The organism is Achromobacter sp. DMS1 (assembly GCF_001270295.1).
Genome location: NZ_LHSJ01000003.1, coordinates 16741 through 33509 on the forward strand (window position 1 = coordinate 16741; position 16769 = coordinate 33509).

Sequence of the window (16769 nt, forward strand, 5' to 3'; positions counted from 1 at the left end):
ATATGAGCGCCCCTGAAAAGGCGTCGCGCCAGCGCGGTGGGGCCGCGCCCGAGACGCCTGCCACAGCGTCGAGCGTTCCACCGAATCAGTACCCACTGTTCAAGGGAGCCACCCGCATAGCCACCATCAAGGGCGGCGTTCCGACCCGAGCCTTTGTTGGCCTGGTCTTCCTGACCGTCTCGGTCGCCATGTTCACCCTCTGGGGCTGGCTGCTCGGACCTGTCCTGTACCCGGTCGTGGCTGTGCTCAGCCGAAATGACGATCGCGCGTTCTGGATTTGGGAGCTCTGGGCAAAGACCAAGCTCTTTGCACCCAACAAACGGCACTGGGGCGCCGTTTCCCTGACCCCCACCCCATACGGCAAGCGCCGGCGTTGGTGCCGGCAGCTGGGAGATCGTAATCAATGACCCACCACGCTCCGGCGCTGCCCGCTAAAGAGCCGGCAGTCAGCAAGTATGTTCCATTTTCGCACCATGTCACCGAATCCATCATTGCCACTCGTGATTGGGAATATCTGTCGACCTGGCGCATCGACGGACGCACCTTCGAAGGTTACTCCGAAGCCGAGCAAAAGGCCTGGATCGAGGAGCTGAACAACGTTCTCCGTGGGTGGCCGAGTGGCTTCGGCCTCTGGACGCATTTGGTTCGGCGTCGTGTCTCCGAATACCCGGAAAGCAACTACCCCGACGCGTTCTCACGCGCTCACGACGCCGCCTACCGCAAGGTTTTCGATGGCAAGCCGCCGATGATCAATGAGATGTATCTGACGATCATCATTCGGCCGCAGATCGATCCCGCGCTGCAGCTGCTCTCAAAGTTCGAACGTCGCACAGCCCGTGACGCCCTGGCGTGGCAAACGCAGGCCATCGACCAGCTCGATGACATCAACCGCAAGCTGAGCTCCTCGCTCAAGCGTTATGGCCCAGAACTGCTCACCATCGTGAATCGGGCCACACCGCCCGATGAGGCCGGCAACCGCCGCGTCGGGCATTTCTCGGAGCCGGCGGAGTTCTTCGGGCTCTTGCTCAACGGCAAGATGTCACCCGTCCCCGTCGTCGACGCTCGCCTTTACAACTATCTGCCGGTCAGCCGCCAATTCTTCTCCACCCACGGGGAGCAGGCAGAAATGCGAGGCCCCGACTGGACGCGTCGTTACGTGATGCTGGAAATCCGCGAGTACTGCAATAGCACCAAGCCTGGCCATCTGAACTGCCTGCTGAATCAGCCGCACGAATTCGTGCTGTCGCAGTCCTTCGGCTCCATGTCGAAGGCCGAGGGCCTGAAAGCGCTGTCGCGCCAGATCAAGTGGCTACAAGACTCGGGCGACTATTCCACTTCGCAGATCAATGATCTCAAGACGGCGCGAGACGACCTGGCCGCCGGCAAGTTCGTCATGGGCGACCACCATGCCACCCTGCAAGTTTTCGGCGAGGATAGCGAACGCACGCTACGCGCCGCCGCCGAGCTGAGCGGTGCACTCGCCAATGACGAAGTGGTGGTCCGCCTGGTCGACCGCGCGCTCATCGCGGCTTGGGCCGCTCAACTGCCGGGCAACTGGAAATGGCGCCCACGTCCTGCCCCCATCACCTCGCTGAACTACTTGTGCTTCTCCTCGATGCACAACTACCTGTTCGGCAAGCCGGCGGGCAACCCCTGGGGACCGGCGGTGACGATGCTGAAGACCACAGGCGGTACTCCCTATTACATGAACTTCCACGCATCGCTCGCGGAAGTTGATGAGACGGGTAAACGCCGCTTGGGCAATACGTCGATCATCGGTCAGTCCGGAACAGGCAAGACTGTCCTCCTCGGCCATCTCATTTCGCAGGCTCGCAAGTTCAACTACACGGGCGCGATCTTCGACAAAGATCGTGGCATGCAGGTCGCCGTGATGGCCATGGGCGGGAAGTATTTTTCGATGCAGCTGGGCCTGCCGACCGGCTGGAACTACCTGCAACTCGAGCCCACCAAAACGAACACGGCCTTCATGGTGAACTTGACTCGCCAGCTGGCGGCCGATGGGGGAGAACCGCCGACAATGGCTGAACAGAAGCAGATCGAGGCTGCAGTACACAAGCTGGTGGAGTACATCGAACAGCCGCAGCGACGATTGTCGACCCTGCTCCAGTTCCTCCCGTCAGCCCCGTCCGAGGGAGCCTCGCTCAGCCTGCGCGAGCGGCTGCAACGGTGGTGCACAGGCTATGAGAACGGCTGGCTCCTCGACAATGAGACCGACGAGCTCGATCTGTCACGCACGGATCTCTTCGGCTTCGACTTGACCGAGTTTCTCGACCATGGCGAAATTCGCGACGCGGCCATCACCTATCTGCTTCATCGGACCGAGAACATGATCGACGGTCGGCGCTTTGCGTACTTCTTCGATGAGGTTCAGCACCCGCTCAAGGTGCCGTACTTCCAATACTTCATGCAGAACAAGAGCCGCACGATCCGCAAACAGAACGGCGTCTTCGTGTTCGCCACACAAGAGCCGGAGGCGATCAGCGGCAATCCCGTCGGCCGCTCGATGATTCAGCAATCGGCAACGCAGATCTTTCTGCCCAACCCGAAAGCGTCCGAGGCGGAGTACATCAACGATTTCAAGCTGAGTCCCGCCGCGTTCAAGCTGGTGCAGAAATTGGGCGAATTCAGTCGCCAGTGTCTGATCAAGCAGGGCGATTCCACGGTGACCGCGGAACTCGACCTGTCCACGTGCCCCGATTCGCTGCTCGTGTTCTCCGGCTCCGCAGATATGGCCGACCTCGCGGAGGAGGCCATTGCAAAGTACGGGCCAGATCCTGAGGTCTGGCTGCCCCATTACCTCGCGCTCGCCCGAGAGGCGACAAGGAGTTAACCATGTACCGTGCAAAGCAAGCTTGGCGGCGCTGCGCCGCCTTCACCATCGCGTCGGCCATGATTTTCAATGTGGCAACGTCTTCTCATGCCAGCGGCATTCCCGTGGTCGACGGCGCCAGTATCGCAGACCGCGCGGTCAAGCATGCGGAGACCATGCTCAAGTACGTTGAGCAGATTGGGGTGCTCAAGGATCAACTCGATAACCAGCGGCGACAGCTCGAGTCAATTACTGGCGTGCGCAACCTGGGCGATATTCTGAACAACCCGGCCATCCGCTCCGCGCTTCCAGTCGATGCCCGGGTGATCCTGCGCCAAGCCGAGAGCGGAGATTTCGAAGCTATCCTGCGGCGCATCGAGCGAGAGGAACGCCTCACAGGCAACTACGAGACCGACCGCAAGAATCTCGACAACCGTGCAGAGCAGCTGGCGCTGCGCAGCCAAGCCATGAGCGAACAGATCCAGAAGGGCATGACGGCCCGTATGCAACAGATCAACCAGCTTCAGGCGCAGATCAACATGACGCAGGATCCGAAGGCCATCGCCGACCTGCAGGCCCGCCTGATGGTTGAACAGGCGAATGTGCAGGTGGACCAAACCCGCGCAGACATGTTGCAGCGTCAGCTCGAAGCGGAAAAGGCTCTGCTGGAGGCTCAGGCCGAAAAAATCGCTGCGAGTTCTCTTAGCATCGACGCGATCCACGCGCCGCTGCCGGGAGTACGCTAATGGCTGGGTCTTCGGTCACCCTTACAAGCTTAGGGGGCATTGCCAACTGGGTTGACGAATCGGTAACCACCATGCTGACCGGCGTTGTGACGCCAATGGTGGCCTCGATTACCGAGAAGATCATGCCGGTCGTTGCCGTCGGCTTGTCCATCTCGCTCATCTGGTACGGTTGGCTCATCATGACGGGGGCCATTCAGACGCCAGTATTGGAGGCTGCTCGGCGTGTCGCCACTATAGGAGTAATCGTCGGCATTGCTGGTGCTGGCGGTCTGTATCAACAACAGATCGCTGGCGTCATGTTGGATCTGCCGTCATCCGTTGCACAGCTGTTCACTGGCTCTCAGAAAACGCCTTCAGAGATGATGGACGAGGCGGCCAACAAGGGCGCTGAGATTGGCACCCGCATTCAGGATCGTGCGCCTTCTGGCGTTGGCAACATCGGCAGAGCCTTTGGCTTCTGGGTCATCGCATTGCTCATCGCGATCATCTCGGCATTCATGAGCGCCGTCGGGATGATTGTGCTGATCACCGTAAAGGTGGGCATGGGCATAGTTGTGGTGCTCGGGCCGTTATGCATCCTGGCCTGAATTGCCCCGGGAATCGAGGAGGCTGTTTGGTTAAAGTACAGCGTTCATCGGCACAGAGTCAGAGTTGGTACGGAGATAGCGTTCTTCAGCCTGCGCAGGAGGAATATACCCGATGGACCCGAGCAGGCGCTGATGGTTGTACCAGGCGACCCACTCCAACGTGGCCAATTCCACGGCAGCCCTGGTTTTCCAGGGCGCTCGGCGATGAATCAGTTCGGCCTTGTACAGCCCGTTAATGGTTTCAGCCAGGGCATTGTCGTAACTGTCGCCACGGCTGCCCACGGACGGCTCGATGCCTGCCTCGGCCAGGCGTTCGGTATAGCGGATGGACACGTATTGCGATCCTCGATCAGAATGGTGAATCAGGGACTCGGCGGGACGCCGGTCATACAGAGCCTGCTCCAGAGCATCGAGCACGAAGTCTGTACTCATGGTGTTGCTCACGCGCCAGCCGACGATGCGCCGGGCAAACACGTCGATGACGAAGGCCACATATAGCCAGCCTTGCCAGGTCGACACGTAGGTGAAGTCCGAGACCCATAACTGATTGGGCCTGTCGGCATGGAAGTGGCGATTGACGCGATCCAGTGGGCATGCCTGCGAACCGTCGGCAATGGTGGTGCGCACCCGCTTGCCTCGGCGCACGCCCTGCAGACCCAGGTGACGCATCAGGCGCTCAACCGTGCAGCGGGCCACGGCAATGCCTTCGCGCTGCAACTGGTGCCATACCTTGCGTACGCCGTAGACTTGCATGTTGGCTTGCCAGACACGCCGAATCTCAGCCATCAAACCCTCGTCGCGCTGGCTGCGCGCACTGCGCAGCTCCGGGCATCGTTGGCGGGCGGCATGACGCCGATACGCCGATGGGGCAACCTGCAACACCTTGCAGATCGGCTCGACCCCGTAGACGTCCCGGTGCCGGTCGATATAGGCGTTTACTTCTTCAGTTCGCGGTCGAGCGCCGCCTGGGCGAAAAAAGCACTGGCCGACTTCAGGATCTCGTTGGCCCGGCGCAGTTCTTTGACCTCGCGTTCCAGAGCCTTCATGCGCTCTCGTTCACTGGTGCTCATGCCATCACGCATGTCGCTGTCGATCTCGCTGCGCTTGACCCATTCCAACAGCGTGGCCGGCACGCAGCCGATCTTCGGCGCTATGGACTCGACGGCCGCCCACAGCGATGGATACTCGCCACGATGCTCTTGTACCAGACGCACGGCGCGGTCACGGACTTCCGGGGAAAACTTGTTCTGCTTGCTCATAAGGGCTCCATTCTCTCAAAGGTTGGAGCCTCCGCAAAACCCGGGGCAATTCAAGGCGCGAAGTCGCCTCATGCCGAAGATCATGGAAACGCAGATCGACAAGGTACTTCGGCTCTGGGCGAACCTTGGCCTTCTTGCAGTCGTCCTCATATGCCGACCTAGCGCGCTCTACAGCCCGCTCAAATGCGCGAGTCACCGCATCGCCGCGAATTTTGAACACACGGGTATCGTCGTCCTTGACTTCACTGCACTCACCTGCTTCATGCTTTTCAGGCATCAAGGTTTCGAGCACAGCCACAGCCTTTGAAGAAAGCGGCACATCACGCGACTCTCCGTTTTTTGTCTTGGGCAAATGGGCAACGCGATCCTGAAGGTCGATGTATTCCCAGCGAAGATTGACTATTTCGCTTCGACGCATGGCTGTCTCCACGGCCAGTCGAACAACGGCCGGGAGAACACTGGAGCCAGTCGCCGCGATCACGCGCTCCAGTTCATCGTCAGGCGTGTCCCGATTAGACTGCTGATCCGCCGCCTCTTCCCTGCCTTCCGCCGGCGCGCCAGTCTGCTTAGCCGCCACAATCCGCCGCGTGCGCGCATTGTTGGGCTGTGGCTTACGCACTAGCTCCAGTGGGTTCGACAGGCTCTCCATGCCCCACTCCTTGCGGGCGATGTTGAAGACATGGGACAGTAGTTGCAGCCGACGCAGCACAGTGGCTGGCTTCAACGCCTTCAGCCACTCATCGCGCAACTTGGCAATGTCAGCACTGCGGATTGCCGGCATGGTTCGCAAGGCAAGTTCGGTGTCCCTCCAAACGCGCAAAACGGACTTCTCAGCTGCTTCGCCATTCTTGTGTACTGTCACCTCGCGCTCATACCGGCCCAGCGCCTCGTAGAGCGTCGTAGCTTCGGCCTCGGCCCGACTGACAAACGCCCCTCGGTCGATCTGATACTCGATGGCCCTGGCCCATTCTTCGGCCTCGGCACGGGTATTGAAGGTCTTGACTTGGTCAGGGTAGCCCTTGCGACGAATCCGGGCTTGCCATTGGAGTTCTCCACGCTTGCGAAAGTTGGCCATCTTTGAGTTCTTCACCTTCCGGCACCGCCCGTCAGTGGGACAGATTTGGGACAACAAATCTATACGCCGCGTCAAGGCTGGACCATTTATGCACCTAAACCATTGATATGGATAGACTACAGCAATCTAGATAGAAGTCGAGTTCGTGCATTCGCAATGCGAAGGTCGGGAGTTCGATCCTCCTCCGCTCCACCAAGATTCCAGACGGAAAAGCCTTGGACACGTAGCGTGTTCCAGGGCTTTTTTGTTTCTACGGGCTTGATTTCATTGGCCCACGGGCGATTTGAAGGACCAAAGCCACGACTGGGGAAACGACAGGCATCGTGGGCGCGGTGACCACAGCGTGGCGCGCCTCGCCTCGTTTCCTGGCGCCCGCCCTGCCCGGGACGATTCCTCCCCCTTGAAATCGACGACCGCCTCCTGCTTGCGCTTCATGTGCGTTCCTGCAAGTCGCGTTCGCCACGAATGACGGGGATTCCAGCGCGGCCGTGGATCGACCCGATCGTGCGGCTGCGGAACAGGCCGCGCGCAATGAGCGCCATGCCAAGGGCAGCAAGACCTGCCGGGTCGAACTTTGTTGCGCCAACGCTTGCGCGGTCATGGTGCTCGGCGCCGGGAAATACGACATGCGCTCCGCCCCATCCGTCGAAGAAGGCATAAAAGCCGGTATGGCGCAATGCAAGGCGGCGAACGGCAGTTGCCGCCTGTACCGCTCGGCACGCAGCAGGCAGCAGCCGGAGTTCATGCCCTACCGGAAGGCGCTTTTCCCCAGGGGACCGCTGGCCCAGCCACCATAGCGGGCGGCATTTGCCGAGGGCGCCAGACCGGCTTGTGGACATCTGGACAGATCGCCGGCCCAGGCATATAGTCAACTTACTTTACCAAATAATCGTAAGGAGACTGCGATGCCAGCCACGCCGCACATGACGCCGATCCAGGGGCCGGACACCTGGAAAGCCGCGGATTTCAAAGAGCCCCGCACGTGGGTCGAGCATTACACGGAACACGAGATCGAGGAGATCGAGCAGGCGGTTCAGCGGTTTACGGCTCGATTCGATGGATTCGAGGCGATCACCCGGGAAGACGTGCAGATGCCTCTTTTGCAGGCAAAACTGGAGCGTATCCGGAATGAGATCGAAGGAGGCAAAGGCTTTCAGGTGCTGCGCGGCCTCCCCGTGGCCCGCTACACCATCCGCCAGTGCGAACAGCTGTTCTGGGCGCTCTCCTTGCTCGTCGGCGAGCCGGAAGCCCAGGACAAGAGCGGCAGCCGCCTGCACAGCGTCTACAACAAAGGCAAAAAGCTGACCGACGACCATTCCGCTCGCGGCTACGAAACGGATAACGAACTCACGTTTCACAATGACGGAGGAGACGCTTTCATGCTGCTGTGCATCAAGACAGCAGTGTCCGGCGGGGTCAGCAAGCTGGTCAGCGTGAACCAGGTATTCAACCAGATCCTGAAGCGCGCGCCGCATCTGGCTGCGACGCTGCAGCAGCCCTATTACTTCGACGCGCGCGGCCAGCATCCCGCCGGGCATGAAGTCCAATGTGTTCCCGTCTTCAACTATTTCGAAGGAAAGCTCAGCGCGCTGTACAAGCGCGACTACCTCGACATGGCGCAGCGCTTTGACCATGTCCCGCGCCTGACCGGCGACCAGATCGCCGCGCTCGATCTCCTGGATGAAATTTGCAGCGAGCCGGACATGCAGCTCTCGTTCATGATGGAGCCCGGGGATATCCAGATCGGCAACAACTACTCGATATTTCACTCGCGGACCAAGTACGAAGACCACGAAAAACCGGAAGACAAGCGGCGGCTGCTTCGCACCTGGCTGACGCTGCCCAATGGCCGCGCGCTTCCTGCGGCCTTCGCGGACACTCGTGAGTTTTGCCATTCTTACCGGGCCCGGCATGCGGCGGCAACAGCCTGACCCAGCAAGGTTCGCTTTCAGAAGATCGGCCCATAACGAACCCGGAGAGACAATATGTTCAGGCTTCCCACGCTTCTCGCAGGCTGCGTTCTTCTTGCCATGACTGCCCCGGCATGGGCCGCCTGGCCCGACAGGCCGATCAAGCTCGTGGTCCCCTACGCACCTGGCGGGTCTTCCGATCTCATCGCCCGAAAGTATGGCAGCTACGTCCAGTCCGTTCTGGATCAGCCCGTGGTGATCGAAAACAAGCCGGGCGCGTCAACCAATATCGGCAGTGAGCAGGTCGTTCGCGCCAGCCCCGACGGCTATACCTTTCTGTGGGGCATCGACACGCTTGCCACCAACCCTTCCACCGGCCCCGTGCCGTCGTTCGATCCGCAGAAAGATCTCGAGCCCGTCGGATTGGTTACGAGGATTCCCGGCCTGGTGGCGTCCAACGTCGATCTTGACGCCGGATCGCTTGAAGAATTGCTGGCAAAGGCGAAAGCAAACCCAGGAAAGTACAGCATTTCGAGTGCGTCGCTGTTCTTGCAAGTTGCGCTGCTGCAGGCGCATTCGGGCATCAGCCTCACTCATGTTCCCTATAAGGGCGGCGCACAGGCCGCGATGGACGCTGTAGGAGGACAAGTGAATCTGGTCTTCGCAAATATCCCCGTGTTGAAACCCCTCGTCGCCAGCGGGAAACTGCATCCTGTTGCCGTGACATCCGCCGAGCGCAGCAAGAGCCTGCCCGACGTACCCACGCTGGCCGAAGGAGGGGTGCACGCGGAAATCGCGAACTGGTATGCGGTCTTTGCCCCCAAGGGCACTCCCGCGAAGATCATCGAGCGCCTCAACGAAATCACGGTCGGATTCGTGAACGACCCCAAGATCCGGGACGAGCTGGAGCCGCTGGGTTATCTGCTGGAGTCTTCCAGCCCCGAACAGCTGGGCGCCCTGCTTCGGAAAGATACGGCCGTCACGGCTGATTTCGTACGCAAGAACCCGAAGCTGGCCCGGCCCAACTAGACACGCCTCCGGCCGCTGCCGACCGTGGCCGATACGGGAAACTCGCAGGGAGGAATGCCGTGCGCCAGCGGAAAGTCATTATTGCCCGCGCGGGCGCATCCGTTTTGCATCCGCGCGCCCCGTGACCTGGCGGCCGGCTCGATTCGCGTCCGGCCGCCACTGGTACGCCATTATTTCCAGGGCGGCGCGCAGATTTTTCATCTGCGCCTTGCCCAGCTTGCTGGCCAGATCATGCTCAACACGGTCGATCGCGGCATGCATGCCGGTGAGATATTCAATGCCCTGATCGGTAAACGAGACTAGCGTCGCCCGCGCATCATGGGGATCGACCAGTTTCTGCACCAAACCGTGGCGCTCCATCAGTTGAATCAACTGTGTCACCGCCTGCTTGGTCATGCCGGCCCGTTGGGCGATTTCGGTACTGCGTGTTCCTTCGAGGTCGATGTGCGGCAACAGCATCATGCACGAGTCGGGCACGCTTGGATTGCCGGTTTCGCTGATCACATTGCCAATGGCCAGGACAAAGTTCCGGCGGGCCAGCAACAGCAGCCGGCTCAGGCCCTTGGAACGCCGAGACTGAAGTCCTTTGAGATCGGGGTTGTCTGTCATCGTCGGTATGGAAACAGGCTATGTCCAAATAGTCAAACATGCTCCGCATGCCCGCGCTTTGACGCCGGCGACGCGCGAGCGCATGTCGCCTGCCTGTGCCGTCCGCGCGAGAACGTCGGGGCGCAATGCCCGCCGCCGGGCGTCTGGGTCGGGCCGGAGGCAATCCGCGAGATCGCTGCGCGACATGGTGCCGGTCGGACACAGCCCGATGCCAAGCGAAAAGATGCGATCAGCACGGTACGGAAAACCGGGGCAGGCGGCGGCAGGTTTTACTTCATGACGCCGCTCCGGTCAAAAGGCATCGTGGCGGCGAATGCGCGCGGCGATCAGGGAATAGCAGAACGGCGCGCGCGGTTGGGCCCGTCGTCCAGCGGCAGCTCCTTGGACGACTGCGTCCAGACTCGTCGATTTGGCGGTTTCCGGCCCGAGGGCGGGAAACGGAAACTCATCGCCCAGGCTTGAGCGTATGCAGATCCAGCAACGTAAACCTTCCGCCGTCCTGCCATCCGCCGGTGTCGATGTAATAGACATTGCCGAGCTGGGTCGGTTCGCGCAGTGTCATGTGCCCGTGCACCACGGCGCGCACGTTTCGGATGGGCCGGGCATATTGCATCCGATAGCGGTCTATGGACCACAGGCAGGCGTCTTCGTCTTCCGGGCTGAAGGCAGCGCCATGGATGGCTTGCCAATCGTCGTACGGAAAGTCGGCATGGACCAGCCCGACGACGCCGTTCGCCGTTTCCACCTCGATCGCCAGCGGCAAGGCCCGCAGGCATGCTGCGATGCGTGCCCGGGTGGGGCCATCGCAGGCATCCAGCCATCTGCCGCCATGGGCAAGATGGTCGACGTCGGGAATCGGGTCGTTGAGGGCCCGCCGCCAGGTCATCAGGTCATGGTTGCCGCAGATGGCATGGAACCAGGGCCGCTCCAGCCACGCCAGGACGTCGGCGGATTCCGGCCCGCGATCCACGAGATCGCCCACGGCGAACAATCTGTCGCGCCCGGGCGAGAATCCGATGGCCGTCAGCGCGGCGTCGAGGCGGTTGAAATGGCCGTGGATGTCGCCTACGGCCAGGTCGCGGCCCCTGGCGTTCAAGCCAAAGCGCCGAACGCGGCAATTGCCGGACTCCGTTCCTGACTTCATGTATGTTTCTGGCGGCGCGTGTTCATGATCGCGCTCATGATACTTGGCTGGCCGGCCAGCATGAGGGCCGAGCCTGCCCGCCCTCCCCTCACCCGCCCGCCAGAAACCGCCTGAGCACGTTGTGCGTCACGCCCTGGGTGTAGGGGCAGTTGCGGGTCAGGCCCATGACCCATTCGCAGCTGCCGGCGGTGAACACCTCGCCCTTGCCGCGCCGGAACGATACGATCATGCCGGAACCGTACTGATGACGGGCGATGGATTCGGGGCTGGCGTCGCCGCTGAGGGCTTCGGCCTTGCGCGCCAGGCCGCCGTCTTTGAGGTAGTAGCGGAAGCCTTCGCCGTCGTGCATTTCCTCCCCGTACAGCGCCGGCGACATGGCGAGGATTTCGGTGCCTTCGGGCGCGCCGTCTTCGTGGGTCGGATACGGCAGGCCGTGGCGGAAGGTGTATTCGAGCCCGTCGACCTCATACGCGAAGATGCCGGCCTGGGCGCCCATGACGTCGCCGTAGTGCACGTCCAGCCCCGCGTAGGCCCAATGGCGGGGGCGGTAGATGGTGAAGCCGCGGCTGGCGCGGGGAGCGAATCCGCCCCATGAGGAATACACGCCCCGCATTCCGTTGACGCCGAAGGTGGCCGCGCCGGGCCAGTTGACGGCCAGTTCTTCCCAGGCGCCGGTCAGGCGGGCATGGTCGGGCCCGCCCGCCACGGGGTCTTCGTCCTTGGCGCGCGCCTTGTAGCAGACTTGCCGGGCGCCCTCGTCTTCGAGCCGGATCTGCCACATGAAATTGCCGGCAAAACGCGCGACGCGTCCTCCGTCCTCGACGAAACGGTCGATGGTTTCGCGCATTTCACGGGTCCAGTATTCGTCGTGGCCGGCGATCACGACGGCGCCGTAGGCCTGCAGGATTTCGGGCCGGTAGTGCAGGTCGGTCTGGGTGAGGTAGTCGAAGGCATACCCTTCCCGCTCGGCCCAGAGCGCGAAGTGGCGCTCGAACTGGGCCCAGCCCGAGGAGGCATAGTATTGGGCGTATCCGTTGGTGTAGGCCCACTCTTTGGTGGGGTAGCGCGGGGCTTCCCAGGGTTCGCGCGGCACGGGGTCGCACAGGCGCGGCGCGCCCGGCGGCAGCCACACCAGTCCGCGGGTCCAGGGCCGGCGGGTGCTCAAGACGGGCGAGAAGTCCTTGCCCTGCGGGCCGTCGATGCCGTCGTAGCTGTTGGCGCCGCCCCAGTCGTTGTAGGCCGTCCAGGTCGAGGTGCAGAGCAGGAAAAGGAAACGGTCTGGCTGGCGGGGCTGGCCGGCCGGCGGGCGCACGACGAAACAGTGATGCTGCAGGAAGCGCGAGCCGTCGGGCCGCTGGCACCATGCGGCCACGCGGTAGAAGCTGCTGGGGGTTGCGGCCGGCACGGTCCAGCGGTCGATCTCGGGCCATTGGCAGCCGTCTCGATAGGCGTGGGCGGGCATGGGCGCGAAGGGCGCGGCGATGCCGTCCCGCGCATAGACGCATTCGGGCCGCAGCCCGTCGCGCCAGATTTCGAGGCTTATGCCGGGCGCGGTGCTGGATCCGTGGAAGATGACTTCGTCGCCCGGCGCATAGGACATGGCATCGGTGTACACATAGACTTCCGGCTGGGCCGGGTCTTCGCGCGGCGCCTCATACCAGTGCGAGAGATGCCAGCCCTGGTCGGGATGCATGATGCCCGTGGGACGGGCGCGCTGGTTGAGGGAACCGAATTCGGGACGTGGGCGGGACATCGCGCGGCTTCCTTTCATGAAGACGAAGATCCGGGCTGCGCCGGACGGATGGATTCGTGGAAATGGCAGGCCACCTGCCAGCCCGGCTCCACTTCGCGCAGCCGGGGCTTCTCCGCGCGGCAGCGTTCGGCGGCGTGCGGGCAGCGCGGGCTGAGGCTGCAGCCCTGGGGCCGGTTGAGCACGCTCAGCAGCTCTCCCTTGATGGGCGGCGTGCGGACGCGGCCCACGACCGGGCGGGGCACGGCCTGCAACAGGGCCTGGGTGTAGGGATGGCGCGGCGCGGCGTACAGGCGGCGCTTGTCGCCGATTTCCACGACCTCGCCGGCATACAGCACCGCCACGCGGTGCGAGATGGCCTTGACGATGGCCAGGTCGTGGGCAATGAACAGGTAGCTCAGGCCCAGCCTGTCCTGCAGGTCCATCAGCAGGTTGACGATCTGCGCCTGCATGGAAACGTCCAGGGACGCGACGGCCTCGTCGCAGACCACGAAGTCGGGGTTCAGGGCCAGGGCCCGGGCGATGACGATGCGTTGCCGCTGCCCGCCGGAGAATTCGTGGGGAAAGCGCGTGGCGAAGGCGGGCGGCAAGCCCACCATCTCGAACAGCTGGGCGATGCGTTCCTGGCGCTCGCGCGGCGGGGTGCGGCCGGCGATGTCCATGGGCTCGGCCACGGCATCGCCCACGCGCATGCGCGGGTTGAGCGAGGAATACGGGTCCTGGAACACGAACTGCAGCCGGCGCCTCACGGCGGCCAGGTTGGCCCGGCCCTGGCCGCCGGTAATCGATTTTCCGAAAAGCCGGATGTCTCCCTGCGAGGGGGCAAGCAGGCCGATCATCATGCGGCCGATGGTGGATTTTCCGGACCCGGATTCGCCCACGAGTCCCAGGGTTTCGCCGCGCCCGATGTCGAAGTTGACGTCGTCCACCGCGCGCAGCACCGCGTGCCGGCCCGCGGCGCGGCCCAGCTTGAAATCGCGCGTCAGGCGGCTGACCTGCACAATGGGTTCGGCCGTCATGCGCGCGCCTCCGAGGCCGCGCGGCGCGGCGGACAGCGCAACAGGCGTCCGTCGCGCAGCGTTTCGAGGGGTACGGGCGCGGCCAGGCACTCGGGCCGCGCCAGCGCACAGCGCGGGCCGAACCGGCAGCCGCGCGGCCATGCGCCGCCGGCGGGAATGTTTCCCGGGATGGCCGCCAGCCGAGGCGCGTCGTCGTCCAGGTTGGGAATGGCGTGCAACAGTCCCTCCGTATAGGGATGCAAGGGCCGCTCGAACAGGTCGGCGGCGGCGGCCTCTTCCACGATGTGGCCGGCATACATGACGATCACGCGCTCGACGAATTCGGCCACCAGGCCCAGGTCGTGGGAAATGAGAATGACGGACATGCCGATCTCGGCCTGCAGCTCGCGCAGCAGCTGCATGATCTGCGCCTGGATGGTCACGTCCAGCGCGGTGGTGGGCTCGTCGGCGATGAGCAGCCTGGGCCGGCAGGCGATGGCCATGGCGATCATGACGCGCTGGCGCATCCCGCCCGAGAGGCGATGCGGATATTCATCCAGGCGCCGCGCGGCGTCGGGAATGCGCACCATGTCCAGCAGTTGCGCCGCCCGGCGGCGCGCGGCCGCCTTGTCCAGGCCCTGGTGGATCCGCAGGGTTTCGCCGATCTGGTCGGCGATGGTCAGCACGGGGTTGAGCGAGGTCATCGGATCCTGGAAAATCATGGCGATGTCCGCGCCGCGCAGCTGCCGCAGCTCGCGCTCCGGCATGGCCAGCACGTCCCTGCCGTCGAAGCGCACGCGCGAGCCGGGCATGCGCGAGGTGCGCTTGTGGTGCAGGCGCAGCAGCGACAGGGCGCATACGCTCTTGCCGCTGCCGGACTCGCCCACGATGCCCAGCGATGCATTTTCCTCGAGCGAGAAGCTCACGTCGCTGACGGCCCGCGTCCAGCCCGCGTCATCGCGGAAATCCACGCTCAGGTTGTCGACTTCCAGCAGGCTCATCAGTTGCCCTCCACTTTCAGGCGCGGGTCGAGCACATCGCGCAGGCCGTCGCCCAGCAGGTTGATCGCCAGCGCGGACAGGCTGATCGCCAGGCCCGGGAACAGCATGATCCACCAGGCTTCCACGGCATAGTCGCGGCCCTCCGAAATGATGTTGCCCCAGCTCGGCATGGGCGGCGGCGGCCCGATTCCCAGGAAGCTCAGCGTAGCCTCGGCCAGGATGGCGTAGGCGAAAATGAAGGTGAGCGACACCAGCAGGGGCGCCAGCGTGTTGGGCAGGATGTGCTTGATGATGATGCGCCACGCGCTCGCGCCGCTGATGCGCGCCGCATCGACGTAGTCGAGCCGGCGTATGACCAGCACCGAGGCCCGCACGATGCGCGCGGTGCGCGGAACGTAGGCGCTGGCCAGCGCGATGATGACGCTGTGTATCTGGGGCCCCAGCACGGCGTTGATGCCGATCGCCAGCAGGATCGCCGGAAAGGCCAGCAAGGCGTCCATGACGCGCATCAGCAGCGAATCCAGCCACGGAAAGTAGCCGGCCGCCATGCCCACGACGGCCCCGCCGATGGCCGCCAGGATGGACACGGTGAACCCGATCCACAGCGACAGTCGCGCGCCATAGAGCACGCGCGCGAATACGTCGCGCCCATACTGGTCCGCGCCGAAGGGGTATTGCCACGAGGGTGCGTGAAAGCGGTTGACGATGCGCATCGCCATCGGATCCGACGGATAGAGCCAGGGGCCGAGGATGGCGGCCGCGACGATGAGCACGAGGATGACGGCGCCGATGCGGAAGGAGCGGTGGCGCCACAGGCGCCGGACCACCCGCATGCCGGCTCCGGCCTGGGGCTGTTGCGCCGGATTGGCCTGGTCGATGGCAAGCTCAGTCATAGCGCACCCGCGGATCGATGAAGGTGTAGACGATGTCGATCAGCACATTGATCAACACAAAGGCGAACCCCAGCAAGAGCATGGTGCCCTGCACGGTGGGGTAGTCGCGCGCCAGGATGGCCTGCACGAGCAGGCGGCCGATGCCCGGCAGGGCGAAGACCTGCTCCACCACGACGGAGCCGCCGATCAGCAGGCTGAGGATGTAGCCGCCCACGGTCACGACCGAAACCAGGGTATTGCGAAACGCATGCTTGCCCACCGTGCGGAACTCCGACACCCCCTTGGCGCGCGCGGTGCGCACGAAATCCTGGTCGAGTATCTCCAGCATCTCCGAGCGCGTCATGCGCGCGAGAAAGCCGATCTGGAACAGCGCCAGCACGACGGCCGGCTGGATCAGGGCGGCCAGCCAGGCGCCGAAGCCGTCCGACATGGGCACATAGCCCGCCGACGGCAGCCAGCCCAGGTTGACGCTGAACAGGATCACCGACAGGGTCGCGACCCAGAAGCTGGGCACCGACACCCCGACCAGCGCGAACCCCATGACGGCCGAGTCCAGCCAGGAATTGCGCCAGTAGGCGGCGACGATGCCCAGCGCCACGCCCACGGGCACGGTAATGGCGAACGCCACCGCGGCCAGCGAGAGCGTGACGGGCAGGCGCTCGGCGACGGCCTGAAGCACGGGCTGGTTGAGGATCAGGGAATCGCCGAAGTTGCCCTGCGCCAGGTGCGTGAGCCAGCGCCAGAGCTGCTCCGGCACCGGGCGGTCCAGGCCCAGGCTGTGGCGCACGGCGGCGATCGCCTCGGGGCCCGCCTGGTCGCCCGCGATGATGACGGCGGGATCGCCGGGCAGCATGTGCATCAGCAGGAACGTCAGGATCGCCACGATGAGCATGACGGGCAGGGCCTGCGCAATGCGCGCGGTCACGATACGGTACATG

The 16769-nt window shown here is 63.5% G+C and carries 16 protein-coding genes, 1 tRNA gene and 1 other annotated feature; of the genes, 8 read left to right on the forward strand and 9 right to left on the reverse strand.

Annotation, left to right across the window (positions count from 1 at the left end):
* The first annotated feature begins 2 nt into the window (after nucleotides 1-2).
* The 4 genes from AD428_RS00755 to AD428_RS00770 all read left to right on the forward strand — a co-directional run bounded on the left by AD428_RS00755 (nucleotide 3) and on the right by AD428_RS00770 (nucleotide 4163).
* Entirely contained in the window at nucleotides 3-407 is a 405-nt protein-coding gene (locus AD428_RS00755) for a type IV secretion system protein VirB3 (RefSeq protein WP_053243771.1), read from the forward strand.
* Nucleotides 404-2851, forward strand: a complete 2448-nt coding sequence (locus AD428_RS00760) for a VirB4 family type IV secretion/conjugal transfer ATPase (protein ID WP_082308191.1) — start codon at nucleotides 404-406, stop codon at nucleotides 2849-2851. The genes AD428_RS00755 and AD428_RS00760 overlap by 4 nt, the downstream gene beginning before the upstream one ends.
* Nucleotides 2852-2853: 2 nt before the next feature.
* On the forward strand, nucleotides 2854-3576 hold the full coding sequence (virB5, locus tag AD428_RS00765) for a P-type DNA transfer protein VirB5 (RefSeq protein ID WP_053243772.1): 723 nt from the start codon (nucleotides 2854-2856) through the stop codon (nucleotides 3574-3576).
* A gap of 71 nt (nucleotides 3577-3647) precedes the next feature.
* The gene (locus AD428_RS00770) at nucleotides 3648-4163 is read left to right on the forward strand and encodes a type IV secretion system protein (protein ID WP_160318534.1); all 516 of its coding nucleotides are present in this window, start codon (nucleotides 3648-3650) and stop codon (nucleotides 4161-4163) included.
* Nucleotides 4164-4193: 30 nt separating this feature from the next.
* Here the strand turns inward: AD428_RS00770 and AD428_RS00775 are convergent.
* Together AD428_RS00775 and AD428_RS00785 are read right to left on the reverse strand one after the other, a co-directional pair.
* A protein-coding gene (locus tag AD428_RS00775; protein WP_102964834.1) for an IS3 family transposase occupies nucleotides 4194-5422 on the reverse strand; the annotation gives its coding sequence in 2 pieces (ribosomal slippage) (nucleotides 4194-5143 and nucleotides 5143-5422; 1230 coding nt in all).
* Nucleotides 5028-5144, reverse strand: a sequence feature (AL1L pseudoknot). (Overlaps the previous gene by 117 nt.)
* Complete coding sequence (locus AD428_RS00785) at nucleotides 5385-6497, reverse strand: site-specific integrase (RefSeq protein ID WP_053243775.1); 1113 nt, start codon at nucleotides 6495-6497, stop codon at nucleotides 5385-5387. Before AD428_RS00785 ends, AD428_RS00775 begins: the two co-directional genes overlap by 38 nt.
* A gap of 109 nt (nucleotides 6498-6606) precedes the next feature.
* Between AD428_RS00785 and AD428_RS25870 the strand changes: the two genes are divergently transcribed.
* The 4 genes from AD428_RS25870 to AD428_RS00795 all read left to right on the forward strand — a co-directional run bounded on the left by AD428_RS25870 (nucleotide 6607) and on the right by AD428_RS00795 (nucleotide 9436).
* A tRNA-Ala gene (locus AD428_RS25870) sits at nucleotides 6607-6692 on the forward strand.
* Nucleotides 6693-6985: 293 nt separating this feature from the next.
* Nucleotides 6986-7294, forward strand: a complete 309-nt coding sequence (locus AD428_RS29170) for a DUF4189 domain-containing protein (protein WP_160318535.1) — start codon at nucleotides 6986-6988, stop codon at nucleotides 7292-7294.
* A gap of 108 nt (nucleotides 7295-7402) precedes the next feature.
* Nucleotides 7403-8428, forward strand: coding sequence for a TauD/TfdA family dioxygenase (locus tag AD428_RS00790; protein ID WP_235488653.1), 1026 nt, complete (start codon nucleotides 7403-7405; stop codon nucleotides 8426-8428).
* A 54-nt stretch (nucleotides 8429-8482) separates the two neighbouring features.
* Nucleotides 8483-9436 carry a Bug family tripartite tricarboxylate transporter substrate binding protein gene (locus tag AD428_RS00795; RefSeq protein ID WP_053243776.1) on the forward strand — a complete coding sequence of 318 codons (954 nt, stop codon included), beginning with the start codon at nucleotides 8483-8485 and terminating at the stop codon, nucleotides 9434-9436.
* Nucleotides 9437-9514: 78 nt separating this feature from the next.
* On the opposite strand, the gene AD428_RS00800 is transcribed toward AD428_RS00795, so the two are convergent.
* From AD428_RS00800 to AD428_RS00830, 7 genes are all read right to left on the reverse strand, one after another.
* Nucleotides 9515-10045, reverse strand: coding sequence for a MarR family winged helix-turn-helix transcriptional regulator (locus AD428_RS00800; protein WP_053243777.1), 531 nt, complete (start codon nucleotides 10043-10045; stop codon nucleotides 9515-9517).
* A gap of 445 nt (nucleotides 10046-10490) precedes the next feature.
* Nucleotides 10491-11141 carry a metallophosphoesterase gene (locus tag AD428_RS00805; protein ID WP_353506955.1) on the reverse strand — a complete coding sequence of 217 codons (651 nt, stop codon included), beginning with the start codon at nucleotides 11139-11141 and terminating at the stop codon, nucleotides 10491-10493.
* Between the two features lie 136 nt (nucleotides 11142-11277).
* Nucleotides 11278-12942: a N,N-dimethylformamidase beta subunit family domain-containing protein gene (locus AD428_RS00810; protein ID WP_053243779.1), complete on the reverse strand. Its 1665-nt coding sequence runs from the start codon at nucleotides 12940-12942 to the stop codon at nucleotides 11278-11280.
* 14 nt (nucleotides 12943-12956) lie between these two features.
* Nucleotides 12957-13958 (reverse strand): ABC transporter ATP-binding protein, encoded by a 1002-nt coding sequence (locus AD428_RS00815; RefSeq protein WP_053243780.1) that lies wholly within the window; start codon nucleotides 13956-13958, stop codon nucleotides 12957-12959.
* Nucleotides 13955-14938: an ABC transporter ATP-binding protein gene (locus AD428_RS00820; protein WP_053243781.1), complete on the reverse strand. Its 984-nt coding sequence runs from the start codon at nucleotides 14936-14938 to the stop codon at nucleotides 13955-13957. The genes AD428_RS00815 and AD428_RS00820 overlap by 4 nt, the downstream gene beginning before the upstream one ends.
* Entirely contained in the window at nucleotides 14938-15831 is an 894-nt protein-coding gene (locus AD428_RS00825; RefSeq protein WP_082308193.1) for an ABC transporter permease, read from the reverse strand. Before AD428_RS00825 ends, AD428_RS00820 begins: the two co-directional genes overlap by 1 nt.
* Entirely contained in the window at nucleotides 15824-16768 is a 945-nt protein-coding gene (locus AD428_RS00830; protein ID WP_053243782.1) for an ABC transporter permease, read from the reverse strand. Before AD428_RS00830 ends, AD428_RS00825 begins: the two co-directional genes overlap by 8 nt.
* Nucleotide 16769: the final 1 nt, after the last annotated feature.

Coding starts and splice junctions, on each gene's coding strand:
- AD428_RS00755 (WP_053243771.1), top strand. CDS start 3: ATGAGCGCCCCTGAAAAGGCGTCGCGCCAGCGCGGTGGGGCCGCGCCC.
- AD428_RS00760 (WP_082308191.1), top strand. CDS start 404: ATGACCCACCACGCTCCGGCGCTGCCCGCTAAAGAGCCGGCAGTCAGC.
- virB5 (WP_053243772.1), top strand. CDS start 2,854: ATGTACCGTGCAAAGCAAGCTTGGCGGCGCTGCGCCGCCTTCACCATC.
- AD428_RS00770 (WP_160318534.1), top strand. CDS start 3,648: ATGCTGACCGGCGTTGTGACGCCAATGGTGGCCTCGATTACCGAGAAG.
- AD428_RS00785 (WP_053243775.1), bottom strand. CDS start 6,497: ATGGCCAACTTTCGCAAGCGTGGAGAACTCCAATGGCAAGCCCGGATT.
- AD428_RS00790 (WP_235488653.1), top strand. CDS start 7,403: ATGCCAGCCACGCCGCACATGACGCCGATCCAGGGGCCGGACACCTGG.
- AD428_RS00795 (WP_053243776.1), top strand. CDS start 8,483: ATGTTCAGGCTTCCCACGCTTCTCGCAGGCTGCGTTCTTCTTGCCATG.
- AD428_RS00800 (WP_053243777.1), bottom strand. CDS start 10,045: ATGACAGACAACCCCGATCTCAAAGGACTTCAGTCTCGGCGTTCCAAG.
- AD428_RS00810 (WP_053243779.1), bottom strand. CDS start 12,942: ATGTCCCGCCCACGTCCCGAATTCGGTTCCCTCAACCAGCGCGCCCGT.
- AD428_RS00815 (WP_053243780.1), bottom strand. CDS start 13,958: ATGACGGCCGAACCCATTGTGCAGGTCAGCCGCCTGACGCGCGATTTC.
- AD428_RS00820 (WP_053243781.1), bottom strand. CDS start 14,938: ATGAGCCTGCTGGAAGTCGACAACCTGAGCGTGGATTTCCGCGATGAC.
- AD428_RS00825 (WP_082308193.1), bottom strand. CDS start 15,831: ATGACTGAGCTTGCCATCGACCAGGCCAATCCGGCGCAACAGCCCCAG.
- AD428_RS00830 (WP_053243782.1), bottom strand. CDS start 16,768: ATGTACCGTATCGTGACCGCGCGCATTGCGCAGGCCCTGCCCGTCATG.